Origin of the sequence: Streptomyces sp. NPDC052012, assembly GCF_040689265.1 — a bacterium.
GTDB lineage: Bacteria > Actinomycetota > Actinomycetes > Streptomycetales > Streptomycetaceae > Streptomyces.
The window spans coordinates 83,527-99,349 of sequence record NZ_JBFAXA010000009.1; the positions used below are offsets into that span (position 1 = coordinate 83,527).

Consider the following 15,823-nt stretch of genomic DNA (forward strand, 5'->3'; position numbering starts at 1 on the left):
CATGCGGAAGATACTCGTCGTCGGAGCCGGCCAGTCCGGCCTCCAGCTCGCCCTCGGCCTCCAGTCGCACGGGTACGAGGTCACCCTGATGTCCAACCGGACCGCGGACGAGATCCGCACCGGCAGGGTGATGTCGACGCAGTGCATGTTCCACACGGCCCTCCAGCACGAGCGCGATCTCCAGCTGAACTTCTGGGAGTCCCAGGCCCCGAAGATCGAAGGACTCGGCGTCTCGGTCGCGGCCCCCGGCTCCTGGGAGCAGGGTCAGACGCAGCGGGCCATCGACTGGCTGGGCCACCTCGACGGGTTCGCCCAGTCCGTCGACCAGCGGGTGAAGATGGCCGGCTGGATGGAGACCTTCGCCCAGCGCGGCGGCCAGCTGGTCATCCACGGCGCGGCGGTCGGCGACCTCGACTACTTCTCCCGCACCTACGACCTGGTGCTTGTCTCGGCGGGCAAGGGCGAGCTGGTGCAGATGTTCGCCCGGGACCCCGAGCGCTCCCCGTACAGCGAGCCGCAGCGCGCCCTCGCCGTCGCCTACGTGCACGGCCTCGGCCCGCGCCCGGAGCACCCGGACACCGAGGCGGTCCGCTGCAATCTGGTCCCCGGGGTCGGCGAGATGTTCATCATGCCGACGTTCACCACCTCCGGCCGCGCCGACATCCTGTTCTGGGAGGGCATACCCGGCGGCCCGCTGGACGTCTTCAAGGACGTCAAGGACCCGGCGGAGCACCTCTCCCTGACCCTGGAACTCATGGAGAAGTACCTCCCCTGGGAGTACGCGCGGGCCACCAAGGTCGAACTGACCGACGCGGGCGGCACCCTCGCCGGCCGCTACGCCCCCACCGTCCGCAACCCCATCGGGCGCCTGCCCGGCGGCGGACTGGTCCTCGGCGTCGCCGACGTGGTCGTCGCCAACGACCCGATCACCGGCCAGGGCTCCAACTCGGCGTCCAAGTGCGCCGCCTCCTACCTGGCGTCGATCCTGGAGCACGGCGACAAGCCGTTCGACGAGGAGTGGATGCAGCGGACCTTCGACCGCTACTGGGAGACGGCCCAGCACGTCACCAAGTGGACCAACGCCATGCTCGCCCCGCCGCCGGAGCACATCCTGAACCTCATCGGCGCCGCGGGCCAGCTCCAGCCGGTCGCCGACCGCTTCGCCAACGGCTTCAACAACCCGGCGGACTTCGAGAACTTCTTCTACGACCCGAGGAAGACCGAGGCCTACCTGATGGAGGTCTCGGGCGCCGCGGGCGCGTAGCCCAGGTCCGACCCCTCCGTCGCCCCCTCGGGGAGCTCCGGCGGCTCGTAGTGCCGCAGGGGCTTCCCGGCCGGGTCGGGGCGTACGGCGCCCAGGACGGGGTTGGCGGCGATGGGGGAGACCTTGATCCTCGCGCCCGGACGGGGTGCCTGGACCACCATGCCGTCGCCGAGGTAGAGGGCGACATGCGTGGCCTCGGGGAAGTACAGCACCAGGTCCCCCGGGCGCAGTTGCTTCAGGGGGATCCGCTTCAGCCGGGCCCACTGCTCCTGGCTGGTGCGGGGGATGGGGGTCCCGGCCGCGTCCCAGGCCTGGGACGTCAGGCCCGAGCAGTCGTACGTCCTCGGGCCCTCCGCGCCCCACTCGTACGGCTTCCCGACCTGCTCGACGGCATAGCGCACCGCCCGGTCGCCCGCCGCGGAGGGCGCGGACGGTGCGCCCGCGGCGGGCAGCGCGCCGGAGGCGACCAGCTTCTGCTGCTCCTCGGCGACCTCGGTGCGCTCCAGTTCGGCCAGCGCGGTCAGTTCCTCGGCGCTGAGGGAGGCGAGCAGTTCCTCCACCTCGTGCAGCCGCTCGCGCACCTCGTCGCGCTGCTTCTTGCGCCGCTCGGCGAGGGCGAGCTGCGCGTCGAGGGCCTTGCGCGCCCGGCGGGCCAGCGCGGTGGCCTTCTTCTCGTCACCGGTCAGCCGGCCCACCGCCCGGGCCCGCTGCCGCGCCAGCTGCCCGATCACCTGGCCCTGGTCGAGCGCGCCCTGCGGATCGCGTGCGAGCAGCAGCCGCAGATAGGGGGAGAGGTCGCTGCGGCTCTGGTACTGCTGCCGGGCCAGCCGCCCGGCCGCGCCCCGGCTGTCGTGCAGGGAGAGCCGGGTGCGGGCGAGGGCGATCTCCAGCCGCCGGGTCAGGGCGCGCTGCTTCTTCAGCCGCTCTTCGGTCGCGTTGTAGGTCTCGGTGGCCTTCTCCGCCTCCCGGTACAGCTTCTGAAGGTCCGTCAGCAGCTCGGCGACGGACCGCTCACCGGGTGCGGGCGGCTCGGGCGCGGCCGCCGCGGGCACGGGTGCGAGGACGGTCCCGGCCGCCACCGCCGCCGTACACACCAGACGCAGAAGCATTCCTGACACGACGTCACCTCCGATGCGGGGCGGCCCCTCCGCTCCGCATCGCGAGCATCAGACGGCCTGTCGTGTCCCGCTCGCCGAGTGTGCGCGGTTCGGCGCAACCCGGTCACCCGTCCGCGTCGTCCGGCTTGCCCTTCGGCGTGGCGTCTGGATCGGCGGCGGGCCGCGACCACGGCCACCTCAGCCGGCTCGGCGGCACGCCCTCGGGGGCGTACACGTACTTCCACCCCCGGGACAGCCCGGTCCGCCCGGCGTGTCCCCGCGGGGTCCGTACGTAGACCAGCACCGTGGGCGGTCCGCCGTCGGGCGCCGGAACGGGGATGCGGTACGTCTTGGGCGGGTGCCCGGTGATGCCCAGGAGCACGGGCAGGACCCGGCCGTCCATGGGCCCGCCCTCGAAGGGGGTGTCTTCGCTCTTCACGGCACCAGTGTCCCGTTCCCGCGGCTCAGAGATCCGCGGCCAGCGCCCGGAACAGCGTCTCCGTCTGGGCGTCACGGCGGGCGGTGACCTCCAGGACGGCGACGAACTGCTCCACGAGCCAGTCCCGCAGCTCGTCCGCGGGCGGCTGCTTGTCCTCGTCGAGCCAGATCAGGGAGGCCGCCTCGACGGCCGTGATCCACATGCGGATGGTCATCCGCAGCCGGGGCCCGGGGTCGGGGACCCCGAGATGGCTGAGGATGTGCTCGGCGGCGGCCCGGCGCACCCCGTCGACGATCGCGGTCGTACGGGACGTCTCGACGACGCTGCCGCCCTGGAGCAGCGCGCTGAAGCCGGTGTCGTGCTGGTCGACGAAGGCGAGGTAGCGGTCGAGGGCGCGGGAGAGGCGGGGGAGCAGGGGGCCCTCGTGCGGCTCGTCGAAGCAGTGCTGGAGTTCGTCGGCGGCGGAGCGGAGGGCGGCCTCGTAGAGCTGCTGTTTGCCGCCGGGGAAGTACCGGTAGACCAGGGGGCGGGACACTCCGGCCGCTTCTGCCACGTCGTCCAGGGAGATCTCCTCGGGGGCGTGGTGGGCGAAGAGGGACAGCGCGGCGGTGAGGAGCTGGCTGCGGCGTTCCTCGACGCTGAGTCGCCGGTAGGCGGGGGCGGCGGTCATGAGGGCAGGGTAATCGCCGTGGGGGGTGAGGTCTCCTTCGACTGCGGGTCGGTGGGGGCTGGTCGCGCCCACGCGGCGGAGCCGCATATCGACACAGCCCCGCGCCCCTCGGTCGGTCAGCGTGCCCTAGGCCAAGAGGCCCGACGACCTCCACAGGCGCCGGCCCACTCCGCGCAGGACCCCAATGTCGTCCAGGAAGTCCGTCAGGCGTTTCGCTCCCGTCTGCATGACCTCGCGGCGGTGGGCGCTCGCCTTGACCTGGGCCATCGCCTCGCGTTTGTCCAGGCCGACGTTCGTGTAGACCTCGGGGTTGACGAAGGCCACGGAGAAGACGCGGGCGAATTCGCCGGAGGTGAGCCGCGTGAACTCCTGGGACCACCTCGGGGCGGTCACCATCTGGCGGCGCAGTTCCTCACGGGCGTAGCGGACGTGACGGGCCTCCTCCACCACATGGATGCGGGTGACGCCCCGGATCAGCGGCTGGACCCGCTCGTCGGGGAAGGTGAGCCGCTGCATCCAGTCCAGCACCTCCTCGCCGAGCAGCGTGGCGGTGAAGGAGCCCGGGGTGGTGGAGATCGTCTTGAACAGGCGGCCGAGGTTGTGGTGGACCGGGCTCACCGGGTACCAGGGGGTGTCCCCGCGGGTGATCACCCGCGCGAACATCTTCGAGTGCCGGCACTCGTCCTCGATCTCGGTGAGCGCGTAGCGCACGTGCGCGCTCGTCGCCGCCTTGTCGTAGATGTGCCGGACCAGCAGCTGCATCAGGATCAGCTCGAACCAGATGCCGAGCGAGGCGAGCGCCGCCGCCTCGTGCTGGGAGAGCAGGATGCGCTGCTCCTCGCTCATCCGCTTCCACATCGGGGTGCCGTACAGCGAGACCAGCTCGGGCGGCCAGAACCACTTGCCCTCCTCGAAGGGCGCGTCCCAGTCCAGCTCCTTGTCCGGGTCGAACGAGTGCTTGGCGGACGAGTCGAGGAGCCGCTGGGCCACCTGCTCCCGGTCCTTGAGCAGACCGAGTGCGTCGCGCAGGCCGTCGAGCGCGTCGGCATCCGTCAGGGTCGTCATGACTGTCCCACCTCGTCGTACGGGATCAGGGGTTACCCGGGGTGACTCACTCGTCTTATGAGACTGCCCGTCAGCAAGCCCGTCAATCCCTCGCGCACGACTTGTTGACCCCGCGTCTACTCCGTGTGAGCCTGCGAAGCATGCCGAGTTTCGACCGCTACGCCAGCGATCCGGGTGATTCCCACTGGCAGGTGCCGGCCACCGGTGCGGCGCGCTTCAGCTGGGAGTACGACCAGGGACGTGACCGCCTCCTCGCCCTCTACCAGAAGGGCAAGGACAAGCAGTGGGACGGGCAGACGCGGATCGACTGGGACCTGGAGGTCGATCCGTTCGACCCGCTCGGCACGCCCGACGAGGCGATGAGCCTGTACGGCACCAAGCACTGGGCCAAGCTCGGCGACAAGGGCCGGGGAGAGCTGCGCCGGCACTACGCCTCCTGGCAGTTCAGCCAGTTCCTGCACGGCGAGCAGGGCGCGATGGTCTGCGCCGCGCGGATCGTGGAGTCCGTGCCCGACCTGGACGCCAAGTTCTACTCGGCGACGCAGGTGATGGACGAGGCCCGGCACGCCGAGATCTACGGCCGCTTCCTGCACGAGAAGATCGGGCTGCTGTACCCGATCAACGACAACCTCCAGTCCCTGCTCGGGGACACCCTGCGCGACTCCCGCTGGGACATGCCGTACCTGGGCATGCAGGTGCTGATCGAGGGCCTGGCGCTCGCCGCCTTCGGCATGATCCGGGACACCACCGACAAGCCGCTGCCGAAGCAGATCCTCGCCTACGTCATGCAGGACGAGGCCCGCCACGTCGCCTTCGGGCGCATGGCCCTGCGCGACTACTACCGGCAGCTCAGCGACGCCGAACTGCGCGAGCGCGAGGAGTTCGTCATCGAGGGCTGCTACCTCATGCGGGACCGGCTGCGCGGGGTCGAGGTCCTGGAGAACTTCGGCGTCCCGAAGGCCGAGGCCGAGGAGTACAGCGAGCGCTCCGAGTTCCTCGCCCTGTTCCGCAAGCTCCTCTTCAGCCGCATCGTCCCCTGCGTCAAGGACATCGGCCTGTGGGGCGAACGCCTCCAGCGGGCCTATGTCGACATGGGCGTCCTGGAGCTGGGGGACGCCAGCCTCGATCTGCTGATGCACCAGGACGAGGAGACGGCCGAGAAGCTGGACGCGGAGCGGTTCGCGGCCGAGGAACGCGCACGGGCAGCGGAGGTCGAGGCGGCGATCGAAGCCGGTGGCGGCCGCTAGACCGAGCAGCCGAGCCCCTCCGGCACCTGGCCGGGCACGGGCGTCAAGGCCCCCGGCGGGAAGGACGTCCGCAGGGTGAAGGCGTACGCCGTCGGGCCGTTGGTGCGCAGGTGCAGCAGGCGGGACTCCGCCTCGGCGACCGTGGGCCGGTGGCCGGCCGGGACCCACCACAGGGTGGCCATCGCCTCCTGCACCCGCTCGAAGAACTCGCGCCGGCGGGCGAGCAGCTCGCGGTGCCGGCCCTGGTACATGAACGTGGTCAGCGCGTCGATGTCCCTCCACACCGACATGTTGATGATCAGCCAGTCGTCGCCGAACACGGGCACGTCGGTGGCGTCGCCGGACTCGCTCTGCAGCCGCCACACGAAACCGGGGGCCGCGTCGGCGTCGGCGTTGACGGGGTCGAGACCGTCGACGAAGTCCTTCAACTGCGGGGAGTCCAGCGGGGCCTTGAGGCGGGCGATGTTGACCTGGGCGAGTTCGAAGGCGGCGTCAGTCATGACCGGACGGTAGGTCCGGCGGCCCGGATACCGGTACCCCCGTCTCAGGGATCGAGCAGCGCCTGCATCACCGACCGGGCGATCGGCGCCGCCGTGCCGCCGCCGCTGATCTCCCGCCGGTTCCCCGCGGCGTCCTCCACCACCACCGCCACCGCCACCCTCGGCTGCATGTCGCTCTCGCCCTGCGCCCAGCCGACGAACCAGGCGTACGGCGTACCGGAATTGCCGAGACCGTGCTGGGCGGTGCCGGTCTTGCCGCCGACCACGGCACCGCGGATCGCGGCCCGGGCTCCGGTGCCCTTCTCCACCACGCCCCGCATCAGCTCCTGCATCCGCATCGCCGTCGACGGGTGCATGGCCCGCCGGACCGGGCGCGAACCGGACGCGGACACCGTGCCGCCGTTCGCCCGGGTGGTGCGCTCCACCAGATACGGCTCCCGCACCTGCCCGCCGCCCGCCACGGCCGCCGCGACCATCGCCATCTGCAGCGGGGTCGCCCGCGTGTTGTACTGCCCGATCGAGGCCAGCGCGAGCTGCGCCCGGTCCACCGTGGTGTCGAAGGTGCTGCGCGCCACCGGGAACGGCATCCGCAGGTCCACGTCGTTGAAACCGAAGGCATGCGCCGTGGACGTCATGTCCGCCACGCCCGTCCGCACGCCGAGCTTGGCGAACACCGTGTTGCAGGAGAAGGTGAACGCCTCCCGCAGCGAGGCGTCCTCGCAGCCCCGGGCCCCGTTGGTCAGCCGGGTCGTCGTCCCCGGCAGGACGTACGGGTCGGGGGAGTCCGTCGGCTTGTCGAGGTCGGTGACCACGCCCGCGTCCAGCGCCGCCGCCGCGGTGACCACCTTGAACGTCGAACCCGGCGGATACGTCTGCCGCACCGCCCGGTTCAGCATCGGCCTGTCCGGGTCGGCGTTCAGCCGCGCCCAGGCGTCCCGTGCCGTCTCCCCGTTCCCGGACAGCAGTTCGGGGTCGTACGACGGCAGCGACACCAGCGCCAGGATCCGCCCGGTCGAGGGCTCCACCGCCGCGACCGCGCCCTTGCGTGAGCGCAGCCCCTCGAACGCCGCCCGCTGGGCCGCCGGGTGGATCGTCGTCTCCACGTCACCGCCCGCGTTGCGGGAGCGGGTGAACTCGTTCCACAGCGGCAGCGGGGCCAGCATCGGGTCCGTGCCCGACAGCAGGGCGTCCTCCGTGTGCTCCAGCAGCGACGTCCCGTACTCCTGTGAGGCGAAACCGGTCACCGGCGCGTACAACGGCCCGTCGCTGTAGGTCCGTTCGTAGCGCAGATGCTCCCCGGTGTCGCGCGAGCCGGTGACCGGGCGGCCGGCGACGAGGATGTCGCCGCGCGGCTGGTGGTAGCGGGCGATGGTGTCGCGGCGGTCGGCGGGGTTGTCCTGGTAGGCCTCGGCCCGCACGAGCTGCACCCGCGCGGCGTTCACCAGCAGGGCGACCAGCAGCAGGGCGCAGAACAGGGCAGCGCGCCGGATGTACCGCGTCATGGGCGCTCACCTCCGCCGGCCCGGCCGTGCGCGTCCGCCTGGCGCCGCGCCGAGTGGCTCAGCCGGACCAGCAGCGCCACGATCGCCCAGTTGGTGACCACCGAGGAGCCGCCCTGCGCCAGGAACGGCATCGCCATGCCGGTCAGCGGGATCAGGCCGGTCACCCCGCCCGCGATCACGAACACCTGGAGCGCCACGATCGAGGACAGCCCCACGGCGAGCAGCCGCCCGAACGGGTCGCGCAGGGCGAGGCCCGCCCGGTAGCCGCGGTCCACCAGCAGCCCGTACAGCAGGAAGATCGCGCAGAGTCCGGCCAGGCCCAGTTCCTCGCCGGCGGTGGCGAGGATGAAGTCCGACTTGACGGCGAAGCCGATGAGCACCGAGTGCCCGAGCCCGAGTCCGGTGCCGAGCAGCCCGCCCTCCGCGAAGGCGAACAGCGACTGCGCGAGCTGATCGGGTCCCTCACCGGCCTCGATCGAGGCGAAGGGGTGCAGCCAGGTCTCGATCCTGCCGTGCACATGCGGCTCCAGCCGGCCCACGGCCACCGCCCCCAGCGAGGCCAGCAGCAGGCCGACGGCGATCCAGCCGGTGCGGCCGGTCGCCACGTACAGCAGGACGACGAACAGGCCGAAGAACAGCAGCGAGGTGCCGAGGTCCCGCTCCAGGACGAGCACGCCCACGCTCACCAGCCACACGGCGAGGATCGGGCCCAGCACCCGGCCGGTGGGCAGTTGCAGGCCCCAGACACGGCGCCCGGAGTAGGTCAGCGCGGTGCGGTTCGCGGCCAGGTACGCGGCGAAGAACACCGCGAGCAGCACCTTCGCGAACTCGCCGGGCTGGATGGAGAATCCGGCGACCCTGATCCAGATGCGGGCCCCGTTCACCGCGGGGAAGAGGATCGGCACGGTGAGCAGGATCAGCGCGGCGGCGACACACAGGCGGGTGCAGCTCTGGAGCACCCGGTGGTCGCGCAGTACCAGGATCACCCCGATGAACAGCGCCACGCCCAGCGTCGACCACACCAGCTGGGTGGGGGCCGCCCGGTCGTACGGCGTCTCGAGGTCCAGCCGGTAGATCAGCACCAGGCCGAGGCCGTTGAGCAGCACGGCGATGGGCAGCAGCAGGGGATCGGCCCAGGGGGCCCTGAAGCGCACCGCCAGATGCGCGACCAGCGCGAGCACGCCGAGCCCGGCGCCGTAACCGGCGGCGCCGGGCGGGACGGAGCCGTTCCTGGCGAGGCCGACCGCGCAGTAGCCGTAGACCGACAGCAGGACGGCCAGCAGGATCAGGGCCAGTTCGATGCCACGGCGCCGGGGGAGACGGACGGGGGGCGCGGGCGGATCCGCGGTCGCCAGGGTGATTCCGGCCTTGCTCATGTCCGGAACCTACCCAAATGCCGTGTCTCGTGTGCTTCGCCGGTCAGCACCAGCGTGGCGCGGGACCGATGTTGTCGATGTAGCGGGCGGGACCCCAGGCCCAGGTGCCGTCCGTGAGCAGGTACCAGAGCGGGTTGCCGTCCACCTTGTCGCCCGGGACCTTGCAGAAGATCGAGACGACCTCGCCCCGGTGGGCGTAGCGGATGACCTTCGCACCCCGATCCGGGGCGGTGCGCAGCGCCAGCCGGTCGGCCGTGACCCGGCCCTTGTACTGGCCCTGGTCGCCGTGGTTGCCGCCGGCCTGGTTGTAATCGCCGTTGCCGCCGCCCTGGTTGTTCGCGTTGCCGTTGCCACCACCCTGCTGGCTCCAGTCGCCGTTGCCGCCCTGCTGGTTGCCGCCTTGCTGGTTGCCGCCTTGCTGGTTGCCGCCTTGCTGGTTTCCACCCTGCTGGTTTCCGCCGTGCTGGTCGGACCCCTGGCCGGAGTCCTGTCCGGACCCCTGGTCGGATCCCTGGCCGGACCCCTGTCCGGAGCCTTGGTCGTAGCCGCCGCCGGTGTCACCGGCGCCGCCGCTCTGCTGGCTCCAGCTCTCGCCGCCGCCGTCGTCCCCTTCGTCGCTCGCGACGGCGGGGGTGATGGCGGCCGCTACGGCGAGAGCACCTGCGGCGAGCGCTATGGGCAGACGGCGGGTCAGAGGAGAACGCAGGGACATGGCAGTACCTCCATATGAGGGACGAACGTGTCGAAGGTGACTTGTCGCCACATGTCGTCACACTAGGAGCGCCCCGGGGAGAACCGCCCGCCTTACTGCGCCATCGGAGAAGCCGTCAGATCACACCGTCGGCGGTTGCGTCGCCGGCTTGAGGGAGCGTCAGCGTGGTCACGGCGCCGCCGTCGGGCGCGTTCGCGAAGTCCAGCCTCGCGCCGAGGACCTCCGCCTGGCCCAACGCGATCGTCAGCCCGAGCCCGTGCCCCTTCGTCCCGCTCTCCGTGCGGAACCGCTGCGGCCCGTGCGCCAGGAGGTACTCCGGGAAGCCGTCCCCGTGGTCCCGCACGGTGACCACCGGCCCGTCGACCGTCAGCGTCACCGGCGCCCGCCCGTGCCGGTGCGCATTGGCCACCAGATTGCCGAGCACCCGCTCCAGCCGCCGCCGGTCGGTCTCCACGGCGGCGTCCCGCACGACCCGGACCTCCGTGTCCGTCCCCGAGGCCCGCACCACGCGCAGGGCCAGCGCCCCGAGCTGCTCGGTGTCCAGGTCCAGCCGCTCGCGCCGGGCGTCCAGCCGGGAGATCTCCAGCAGGTCCTCGGTGAGCGTGCGCAGCGCCGCCACCCGGTCCCGCACCAGCTCGGTCGGCCGGCCCGGCGGCAGCAGCTCGGCCGCCGCGTGCAGCCCGGTCAGCGGGGTGCGCAGCTCGTGCGCCACGTCCGCGGTGAACCGCTGCTCGGCGAGCAGCTTGCCCTGCAAGGAGGCCGCCATCGAGTCCAGCGCGGCGGCGACCGCGGCCACCTCGTCCTGCGGACGCGTCCGGTCCCGGGCGCGCGGGTCGTCCACCCGCGCGTCGAGATCGCCCGCGCTGATCCGCCGGGCCACCCGGGCGGTGGTGTGCAGCCGTCGCGTCACCCGGGTCACCGCGAAGGCGCCCACCAGCAGCGTGGCCCCGATCGCCAGGGCCGAGGACAGCACGATCGCCCGGTCGAGCCCGTCGATGGTGCGCTCGCCCTGGGAGTAGTCGACCCGGACGGCGAGCGCCCGCTCACCGTCCACCGGGCCCGCCGCCCACATCGTCGGCCGGCCCTCGTGGTGCGCCAGCATCGTGCCGCGCCGCCCGGAGACGGCCAGCTCGCGCAGCTCCTCGGGCAGCCCCCGCGGATCCACCGCGGCCCCGCCGCGCGGCGCGTCCCCGGCCTCGTACGCCTCGGTCGCCTCCGTCAGCCGCCGCAGCGCGGACTCCCGCGCCTGGCCGACGGTCTGATCGGTCACCTGCACGTGCACCAGCACACCGAGCAGCGCGGCGAGCGCGCAGCACATCACGGTGATGAACACGGCGGCCTTCACGGCGAGCGGGCCGGTCCAGCGGGGCAGCGGGAGCCTCACGGGGTGTCCGCCGACGAGGAGGACGAGGAGGGCGAGGGCGAGTGCGAGGACGTGGGCGTGGCGGTGTCCGGGCGCCGACTCGGCGGCCGTTTGCGGCCGGTCGGCAGCATCTCGTCGTGCGTCAGCAGCATCGCCCGCTGATCGGGGTCCCAGGTCCACTGCAGCCGGTACTCGTACCCGGCGACCTCGGACGGCGAGCGGATGATCACCGACCGCCCGGTCAGCTCGACCCCGCTCAGGGCGTCGTCGTACGCCATGACCTGCACCAGCCGGTGCTTGTCCACGGTGTAGACGCGGACGCCGGTCAGCTTCTCCGGCAGCAGCCGGAAGCCCAGCGTGAGATCGACCCGCCCGTCGCCGGTCAGGTCGCGGTAGTACGGCTCGAGCAGCGGGCACCCGGGCCGGTGGCGGCTGCGGAAGCGCTCGCCGCACTCGGCCATCGCACGGACGGTGTCCCGGTAGGGGGCCTTGTCGCCCCGGTAGTCGTCGGGATGCGCGGCGATCTCGGCACGCACCACCGCGACCGGATCCACCGCGCGGATGTCGTCGCCGGGGACGGCGACGCCCTTGACCACCTCGGTGTCCACCTCGCCCAGGTCGTACGCCGGACTCGACGCCGGCGTCAGCTCGGGCCACAGCCGGGCGGGACTGATCGCGGTCGGTGTCGCCCCGGCACCGCGCAGCCCGCCGCTGTCACCGCAGCCGACGACCGCCGACAGCGCCAGGACGGCGACGGCGGCGCAGCGGAGGACGCGCATGCGGCGGCTCGGGGGCACGGGACTCCTGAACGTTCTGGGACCACCTGGGTGTGCGCACACCCTATGCGCGCGTGCGCCGCGCCACAGTCCCGGGTGACGCCCACGAGGGAGCCGCGGCGGCGGTGCCCGTGCCTACTCCGTCAGGTCCTCCAGCAGCCGTGCCGTGGGCAGGCCCGTCCGCAGGTAGTCGACGAACAGGTCGTTGTGCAGGGCCCAGGAGGAGCGGCGGGAGCGGATCAGGCGGATCGCCGCCTCCGCGGACTCACCCCGGCGCATCAGGGCGTGCGCGACGACCAGGCCCGAGCGGTTGTACCCGTGGTAACAGCGCACGAGGACCGTACGGCCGCGCTCCAGCGCCTCGCACGCCGCCTCCGCGAGCCGTATCACGCCGGCGAGCTGCGTCCCGTCCAGCGGCCCGTCCGGGATCGGCCACACCTGGTGCTCGACCTCCGGGTCCGGCCCGTATCCGGGCAGCCGCAGCAGCGTCTGGACGAGATCGAACTCCTGCCGCACCACCGCGAACTCCAGTCGCCCGGACCGGCCGGTGAACTCGTGCCCGCCCATCCACAGACCAGGCACGATCTCGTCCCACGGACGGTCCGGAGCCGGTACGTCGGGTCGTTCCCTGCGGGTACGCAACGGCGCCTCCCCACGATCCCCCAACTCCTTCCCAAGGTAGCCGGGTTCTTGCCCGCACAGCACCCCGCCTGTTCCCATGGACTGGGGTGATGGTGCATGAACGGACTGCGCGTCATACCGACCTGGCACGGCGGCCGGGAACGGCTGTACGTCTGCCACCCGGACGGCAGGAACCTCGCCTGGTACGACCGTGAGACGGCCCGCGTCCATCTGCTCGGCCAGGACCACGAGGAGGAGGTGCTCCAGGCACTGAGCCCCTTCCTCACCGGCCCGGTCTCGGTCGGCCCGCCCCCGGTTCCCACCCCCGCCGAGCTCGCGCGCCTGTCCCTGCACCCCGACGACGATCTCGCCCCCAACCGCCCCGGCGAGGCGCTGCTGATCGCCCTCGACCGCGATCCCGGCACGGCCCGCCTGCTGCGCCCCGACCCGCGCCGCAGGGCGCTCACCGCGGAGCTCACGGTGGGCGAGGCCCTGGACCGCACGGACGGAGCCGGCTGGCGCACCCTGCACTCGATCCCGCTCCCCGGCGGCGACCGCATCCACCATCTGCTGATCGGCCCCGGCGGCCTGTACGCCGTCCACAGCCTGTACGCCCACAGACAGCGGGTGACGGTCACCGACCCCCACGTCGCGCTCGGCCGCCGCGCGCCGGCGCCGCTGCTGCGCCGCGTCCGGGCCGGCGCCGACCGCGCCTCCTACGCCCTGACCGCCGAGGTCCGCCCGGTGCTGGTCCTGGTCGGCGCCTCCCAGGTGAGCGTCCCGGCCCCGCCGCGCGAGGTGCGGGTCCTGACGGACGCCGACGTGGCGGGGCTGACCGGGCAGGGCGGGGTGCTCAAGCCGGCCGACGTGGAGGCCCTCCACGCGATGGCCCGCGACCGGAACACGTGGTCGCGGGTGTGACACCCGGCTGTGTTCACGGCAGCGCACCCGCGTGCCCCGGATCCAGCAGCGGCGCCAGCAGGTCGCCGTAGTCCTGAAGGCGTGGGCCGATGTCGGGGGCCGTGAAGGCCAGCCGGTCCGGTGACCGGCACTCCTCGACCTCCTCCCAGGTCACCGGCGCCGACACCAGCGGCTCGGCCCGGGCGCGCAGGGTGTACGGGGTCGCCGTCGTCTTCCGGGCGGCGTTCTGGCTCCAGTCGACGAAGACCTTCCCCGGCCTGAGACTGCGCGTCATCCGGTGCAGCACCAGCCGGGGCATCGCCTTCTCCGCCTCCACGGCCAGCCCCTTGGCGTAGTCCGACACCCGCTCGGACGAGGCGCCGCGCACCGACGCCAGCAGATGCAGCCCCTTCGACCCGGACGTCTTGGCGTACGCCTCGATGCCGTCCTCGGCCAGCCGCTCCCGCAGCCACAGCGCGACCTCGCAGCAGTGCACGATCGTCGCGGGCGGACCGGGATCCAGGTCGAAGACGATCCGGTCGGCCTGCCCGGGGTCCCCGACCAGCCACTGGTGCGTGTGGAACTCGGTCACGAGGTTCGCCGCCCACATCAGGCTCGGCAGATCCTGCACCAGCACCATCCGCGACGGCCCCTCCGACCTGGGCACCTCGGCGGTGATGACCCACTCGGGCGTACCCGGCGGCACGTTCTTGGTGAAGAACACCTGCCCGTCGGGCCCGTCCGGATACCGCAGGAAGGACACCGCCCGGTCCCGCAGGTGGGGCAGCAGCACCTCCGCCACGGTCGCGTAGTAGTGCAGTACCTCCGCCTTGGTGAATCCGGTGGCGGGATACAGCACCTTCTGAAGATTGCTGAGCGGGAGCCGTCGCCCCTCCACCTCAGTGATAGGCGCCATACGATGAGAATCTCACGCAAACCATGACAAACGGTCGGAAAGGTGCGGCACGTGAGGTCCATCTGGAACGGCGCGATCTCGTTCGGCCTGGTCAGCATCCCGATCAAGCTCGTCAACGCCACCGAGAGCCACTCGATCTCCTTCCGCCAGATCCACACCGAGGACGGCGGCCGGATCCGCTATCGCAAGTTCTGTGAACTGGAGGACCGCGAGGTCACCAGCCAGGAGATCGGCAAGGGGTACGAGGACGCGGACGGCTCGATCATCCCGATCACCGACGAGGACCTGTCCCACCTGCCGATCCCCACCGCCAAGACGATCGAGATCGTCGCCTTCGTGCCGGGCGACCGGATCGACCCGCTCCAGATGGACGCCGCGTACTACCTGGCGGCCAGCGGCGCACCGGCCGCCAAGCCGTACACGCTGCTGCGCGAGGCCCTCAAACGCAGCAACAAGGTAGCCATCGCGAAGTTCGCGCTGCGGGGCCGCGAGCGCCTCGGCATGCTGCGGGTGGTCGGCGACGCCATCGCGATGCACGGCCTGCTCTGGCCGGACGAGGTGCGCGCGCCCGAGGGCGTCGCCCCCGACACCAGCGTGACCGTCCGCGACAAGGAACTCGATCTCGCGGACGCCCTGATGGACACCCTCGGCGAGGTCGACCTGGAGGACCTGCACGACGAGTACCGTGAGGCCCTGGAGGAGGTCATCGCCGCCAAGGCCGCCGGCGAGACCCCGCCGGAGCTGCCCGAGCCCGAGCGCGGCGGCAAGGTCCTGGACCTGATGGCCGCGCTGGAGAACAGCGTCCGCGCGGCCCGCGAGTCCCGCGGGGAGCCCGCGGAGGAGGCCGAGATCAAGTCCCTGCCGCAGCGCAAGAGCTCGCGTGCGGCGCCCAAGGAGACGGGCGGCAAGAAGTCGACCGCCAAGAAGACGGCGGCCAAGAAGACCGCGTCCTCCGCGCGGAAGTCCACGAGTACGAAGAAGACGGCCGCGAAGAGCACGACCGCGAAGAGCACGGCGAAGAAGCCGGCGGAGAAAAAGACGGCAGCGGCGAAGAAGACCGCCTCGCGGAAACGCTCGGCGTGACATGGCCGCCAGCTCCACGAAGTGGGCGCCGATTACGGTACGTTGCCTCCCGACACACTGGAAGCAGGGAGAAGCAGTGACGACGTCCGCGACCGAGATCGAGACCGATCTCATCGATCTCAGCCGCTGCGGTCTGCGGGAGGTGATGGCCCTCCGCGATGCCACGGTCACGGACGCGCTGTCCTCCCTGGTACGGCATCTGGGCGAGAAGACCGCGGCGCAGAGCGCGAGCGGCGGCGCCGGAAGCCCCTATCTCGCCGTCGACTGCGCCCCCGACCGGCACTGAGGCCCC

The 15,823-nt window shown here is 72.1% G+C and carries 17 protein-coding genes; 5 read left to right on the top strand and 12 right to left on the bottom strand.

All coding sequences use genetic code 11. From position 1 onward, the window contains the following. Position 1: 1 nt before the first annotated feature. Positions 2 to 1,264 carry a styrene monooxygenase/indole monooxygenase family protein gene (locus AB0412_RS17670; RefSeq protein WP_366403474.1) on the top strand — a complete coding sequence of 421 codons (1,263 nt, stop codon included), beginning with the start codon at positions 2 to 4 and terminating at the stop codon, positions 1,262 to 1,264. Here AB0412_RS17670 and AB0412_RS17675 read toward each other — a convergent pair. The 4 genes from AB0412_RS17675 to AB0412_RS17690 all read right to left on the bottom strand — a co-directional run bounded on the left by AB0412_RS17675 (position 1,228) and on the right by AB0412_RS17690 (position 4,535). Continuing rightward, entirely contained in the window at positions 1,228 to 2,382 is a 1,155-nt protein-coding gene (locus tag AB0412_RS17675; protein ID WP_366403475.1) for an NlpC/P60 family protein, read from the bottom strand. The two genes, AB0412_RS17670 and AB0412_RS17675, sit on opposite strands and share 37 nt — an antisense overlap. A gap of 103 nt (positions 2,383 to 2,485) precedes the next feature. Then, positions 2,486 to 2,800 (bottom strand): hypothetical protein, encoded by a 315-nt coding sequence (locus tag AB0412_RS17680; protein WP_366403476.1) that lies wholly within the window; start codon positions 2,798 to 2,800, stop codon positions 2,486 to 2,488. A 25-nt stretch (positions 2,801 to 2,825) separates the two neighbouring features. Then, positions 2,826 to 3,470 carry a helix-turn-helix domain-containing protein gene (locus tag AB0412_RS17685; RefSeq protein WP_366403477.1) on the bottom strand — a complete coding sequence of 215 codons (645 nt, stop codon included), beginning with the start codon at positions 3,468 to 3,470 and terminating at the stop codon, positions 2,826 to 2,828. A gap of 126 nt (positions 3,471 to 3,596) precedes the next feature. Then, positions 3,597 to 4,535, bottom strand: a complete 939-nt coding sequence (locus AB0412_RS17690; RefSeq protein ID WP_366403478.1) for a diiron oxygenase — start codon at positions 4,533 to 4,535, stop codon at positions 3,597 to 3,599. Positions 4,536 to 4,675: 140 nt separating this feature from the next. Between AB0412_RS17690 and AB0412_RS17695 the strand changes: the two genes are divergently transcribed. Further along, positions 4,676 to 5,782 carry a ferritin-like domain-containing protein gene (locus tag AB0412_RS17695; RefSeq protein ID WP_366403479.1) on the top strand — a complete coding sequence of 369 codons (1,107 nt, stop codon included), beginning with the start codon at positions 4,676 to 4,678 and terminating at the stop codon, positions 5,780 to 5,782. Here the strand turns inward: AB0412_RS17695 and AB0412_RS17700 are convergent. The 7 genes from AB0412_RS17700 to AB0412_RS17730 form a co-directional block, all read right to left on the bottom strand. Further along, positions 5,779 to 6,282, bottom strand: coding sequence for a DUF3291 domain-containing protein (locus AB0412_RS17700; protein ID WP_366403480.1), 504 nt, complete (start codon positions 6,280 to 6,282; stop codon positions 5,779 to 5,781). The genes AB0412_RS17695 and AB0412_RS17700 overlap by 4 nt on opposite strands. A gap of 44 nt (positions 6,283 to 6,326) precedes the next feature. Further along, on the bottom strand, positions 6,327 to 7,784 hold the full coding sequence (locus AB0412_RS17705) for a penicillin-binding transpeptidase domain-containing protein (RefSeq protein WP_366403481.1): 1,458 nt from the start codon (positions 7,782 to 7,784) through the stop codon (positions 6,327 to 6,329). After that, positions 7,781 to 9,160: an FtsW/RodA/SpoVE family cell cycle protein gene (locus AB0412_RS17710; protein ID WP_366403482.1), complete on the bottom strand. Its 1,380-nt coding sequence runs from the start codon at positions 9,158 to 9,160 to the stop codon at positions 7,781 to 7,783. Before AB0412_RS17710 ends, AB0412_RS17705 begins: the two co-directional genes overlap by 4 nt. A 43-nt stretch (positions 9,161 to 9,203) precedes the next feature. Beyond that, a complete protein-coding gene (locus tag AB0412_RS17715) occupies positions 9,204 to 9,872 on the bottom strand; it encodes an SH3 domain-containing protein (RefSeq protein ID WP_366403483.1) in 669 nt (222 codons plus the stop codon). Positions 9,873 to 9,987: 115 nt separating this feature from the next. Then, positions 9,988 to 11,256, bottom strand: a complete 1,269-nt coding sequence (locus AB0412_RS17720) for an ATP-binding protein (protein ID WP_366403484.1) — start codon at positions 11,254 to 11,256, stop codon at positions 9,988 to 9,990. Beyond that, positions 11,253 to 12,014, bottom strand: coding sequence for a hypothetical protein (locus tag AB0412_RS17725; RefSeq protein ID WP_366403581.1), 762 nt, complete (start codon positions 12,012 to 12,014; stop codon positions 11,253 to 11,255). The genes AB0412_RS17720 and AB0412_RS17725 overlap by 4 nt, the downstream gene beginning before the upstream one ends. A 132-nt stretch (positions 12,015 to 12,146) precedes the next feature. Beyond that, complete coding sequence (locus tag AB0412_RS17730) at positions 12,147 to 12,653, bottom strand: dual specificity protein phosphatase family protein (RefSeq protein WP_366403485.1); 507 nt, start codon at positions 12,651 to 12,653, stop codon at positions 12,147 to 12,149. A gap of 96 nt (positions 12,654 to 12,749) precedes the next feature. Here AB0412_RS17730 and AB0412_RS17735 point away from each other — a divergent pair, with 96 nt between their 5' ends. Beyond that, positions 12,750 to 13,553 carry a nuclease-related domain-containing protein gene (locus AB0412_RS17735; RefSeq protein WP_366403486.1) on the top strand — a complete coding sequence of 268 codons (804 nt, stop codon included), beginning with the start codon at positions 12,750 to 12,752 and terminating at the stop codon, positions 13,551 to 13,553. A gap of 13 nt (positions 13,554 to 13,566) precedes the next feature. On the opposite strand, the gene ligD is transcribed toward AB0412_RS17735, so the two are convergent. Further along, on the bottom strand, positions 13,567 to 14,448 hold the full coding sequence (gene ligD, locus AB0412_RS17740; RefSeq protein ID WP_366403487.1) for a non-homologous end-joining DNA ligase: 882 nt from the start codon (positions 14,446 to 14,448) through the stop codon (positions 13,567 to 13,569). A gap of 42 nt (positions 14,449 to 14,490) precedes the next feature. Here ligD and AB0412_RS17745 point away from each other — a divergent pair, with 42 nt between their 5' ends. Then, positions 14,491 to 15,531, top strand: coding sequence for a Ku protein (locus AB0412_RS17745; RefSeq protein ID WP_366403488.1), 1,041 nt, complete (start codon positions 14,491 to 14,493; stop codon positions 15,529 to 15,531). Between the two features lie 76 nt (positions 15,532 to 15,607). After that, positions 15,608 to 15,817, top strand: a complete 210-nt coding sequence (locus AB0412_RS17750; protein ID WP_260829876.1) for a hypothetical protein — start codon at positions 15,608 to 15,610, stop codon at positions 15,815 to 15,817. Positions 15,818 to 15,823: the final 6 nt, after the last annotated feature.

Bases quoted from the DNA above. Each gene is read 5' to 3' on its own strand.
- ligD (WP_366403487.1), bottom strand. From the start codon at position 14,448: ATGGCGCCTATCACTGAGGTGGAGGGGCGACGGCTCCCGCTCAGCAAT.
- AB0412_RS17690 (WP_366403478.1), bottom strand. From the start codon at position 4,535: ATGACGACCCTGACGGATGCCGACGCGCTCGACGGCCTGCGCGACGCA.
- AB0412_RS17705 (WP_366403481.1), bottom strand. From the start codon at position 7,784: ATGACGCGGTACATCCGGCGCGCTGCCCTGTTCTGCGCCCTGCTGCTG.
- AB0412_RS17685 (WP_366403477.1), bottom strand. From the start codon at position 3,470: ATGACCGCCGCCCCCGCCTACCGGCGACTCAGCGTCGAGGAACGCCGC.
- AB0412_RS17710 (WP_366403482.1), bottom strand. From the start codon at position 9,160: ATGAGCAAGGCCGGAATCACCCTGGCGACCGCGGATCCGCCCGCGCCC.
- AB0412_RS17725 (WP_366403581.1), bottom strand. From the start codon at position 12,014: ATGCGCGTCCTCCGCTGCGCCGCCGTCGCCGTCCTGGCGCTGTCGGCG.
- AB0412_RS17715 (WP_366403483.1), bottom strand. From the start codon at position 9,872: ATGTCCCTGCGTTCTCCTCTGACCCGCCGTCTGCCCATAGCGCTCGCC.
- AB0412_RS17735 (WP_366403486.1), top strand. From the start codon at position 12,750: ATGAACGGACTGCGCGTCATACCGACCTGGCACGGCGGCCGGGAACGG.
- AB0412_RS17670 (WP_366403474.1), top strand. From the start codon at position 2: ATGCGGAAGATACTCGTCGTCGGAGCCGGCCAGTCCGGCCTCCAGCTC.
- AB0412_RS17700 (WP_366403480.1), bottom strand. From the start codon at position 6,282: ATGACTGACGCCGCCTTCGAACTCGCCCAGGTCAACATCGCCCGCCTC.
- AB0412_RS17695 (WP_366403479.1), top strand. From the start codon at position 4,676: ATGCCGAGTTTCGACCGCTACGCCAGCGATCCGGGTGATTCCCACTGG.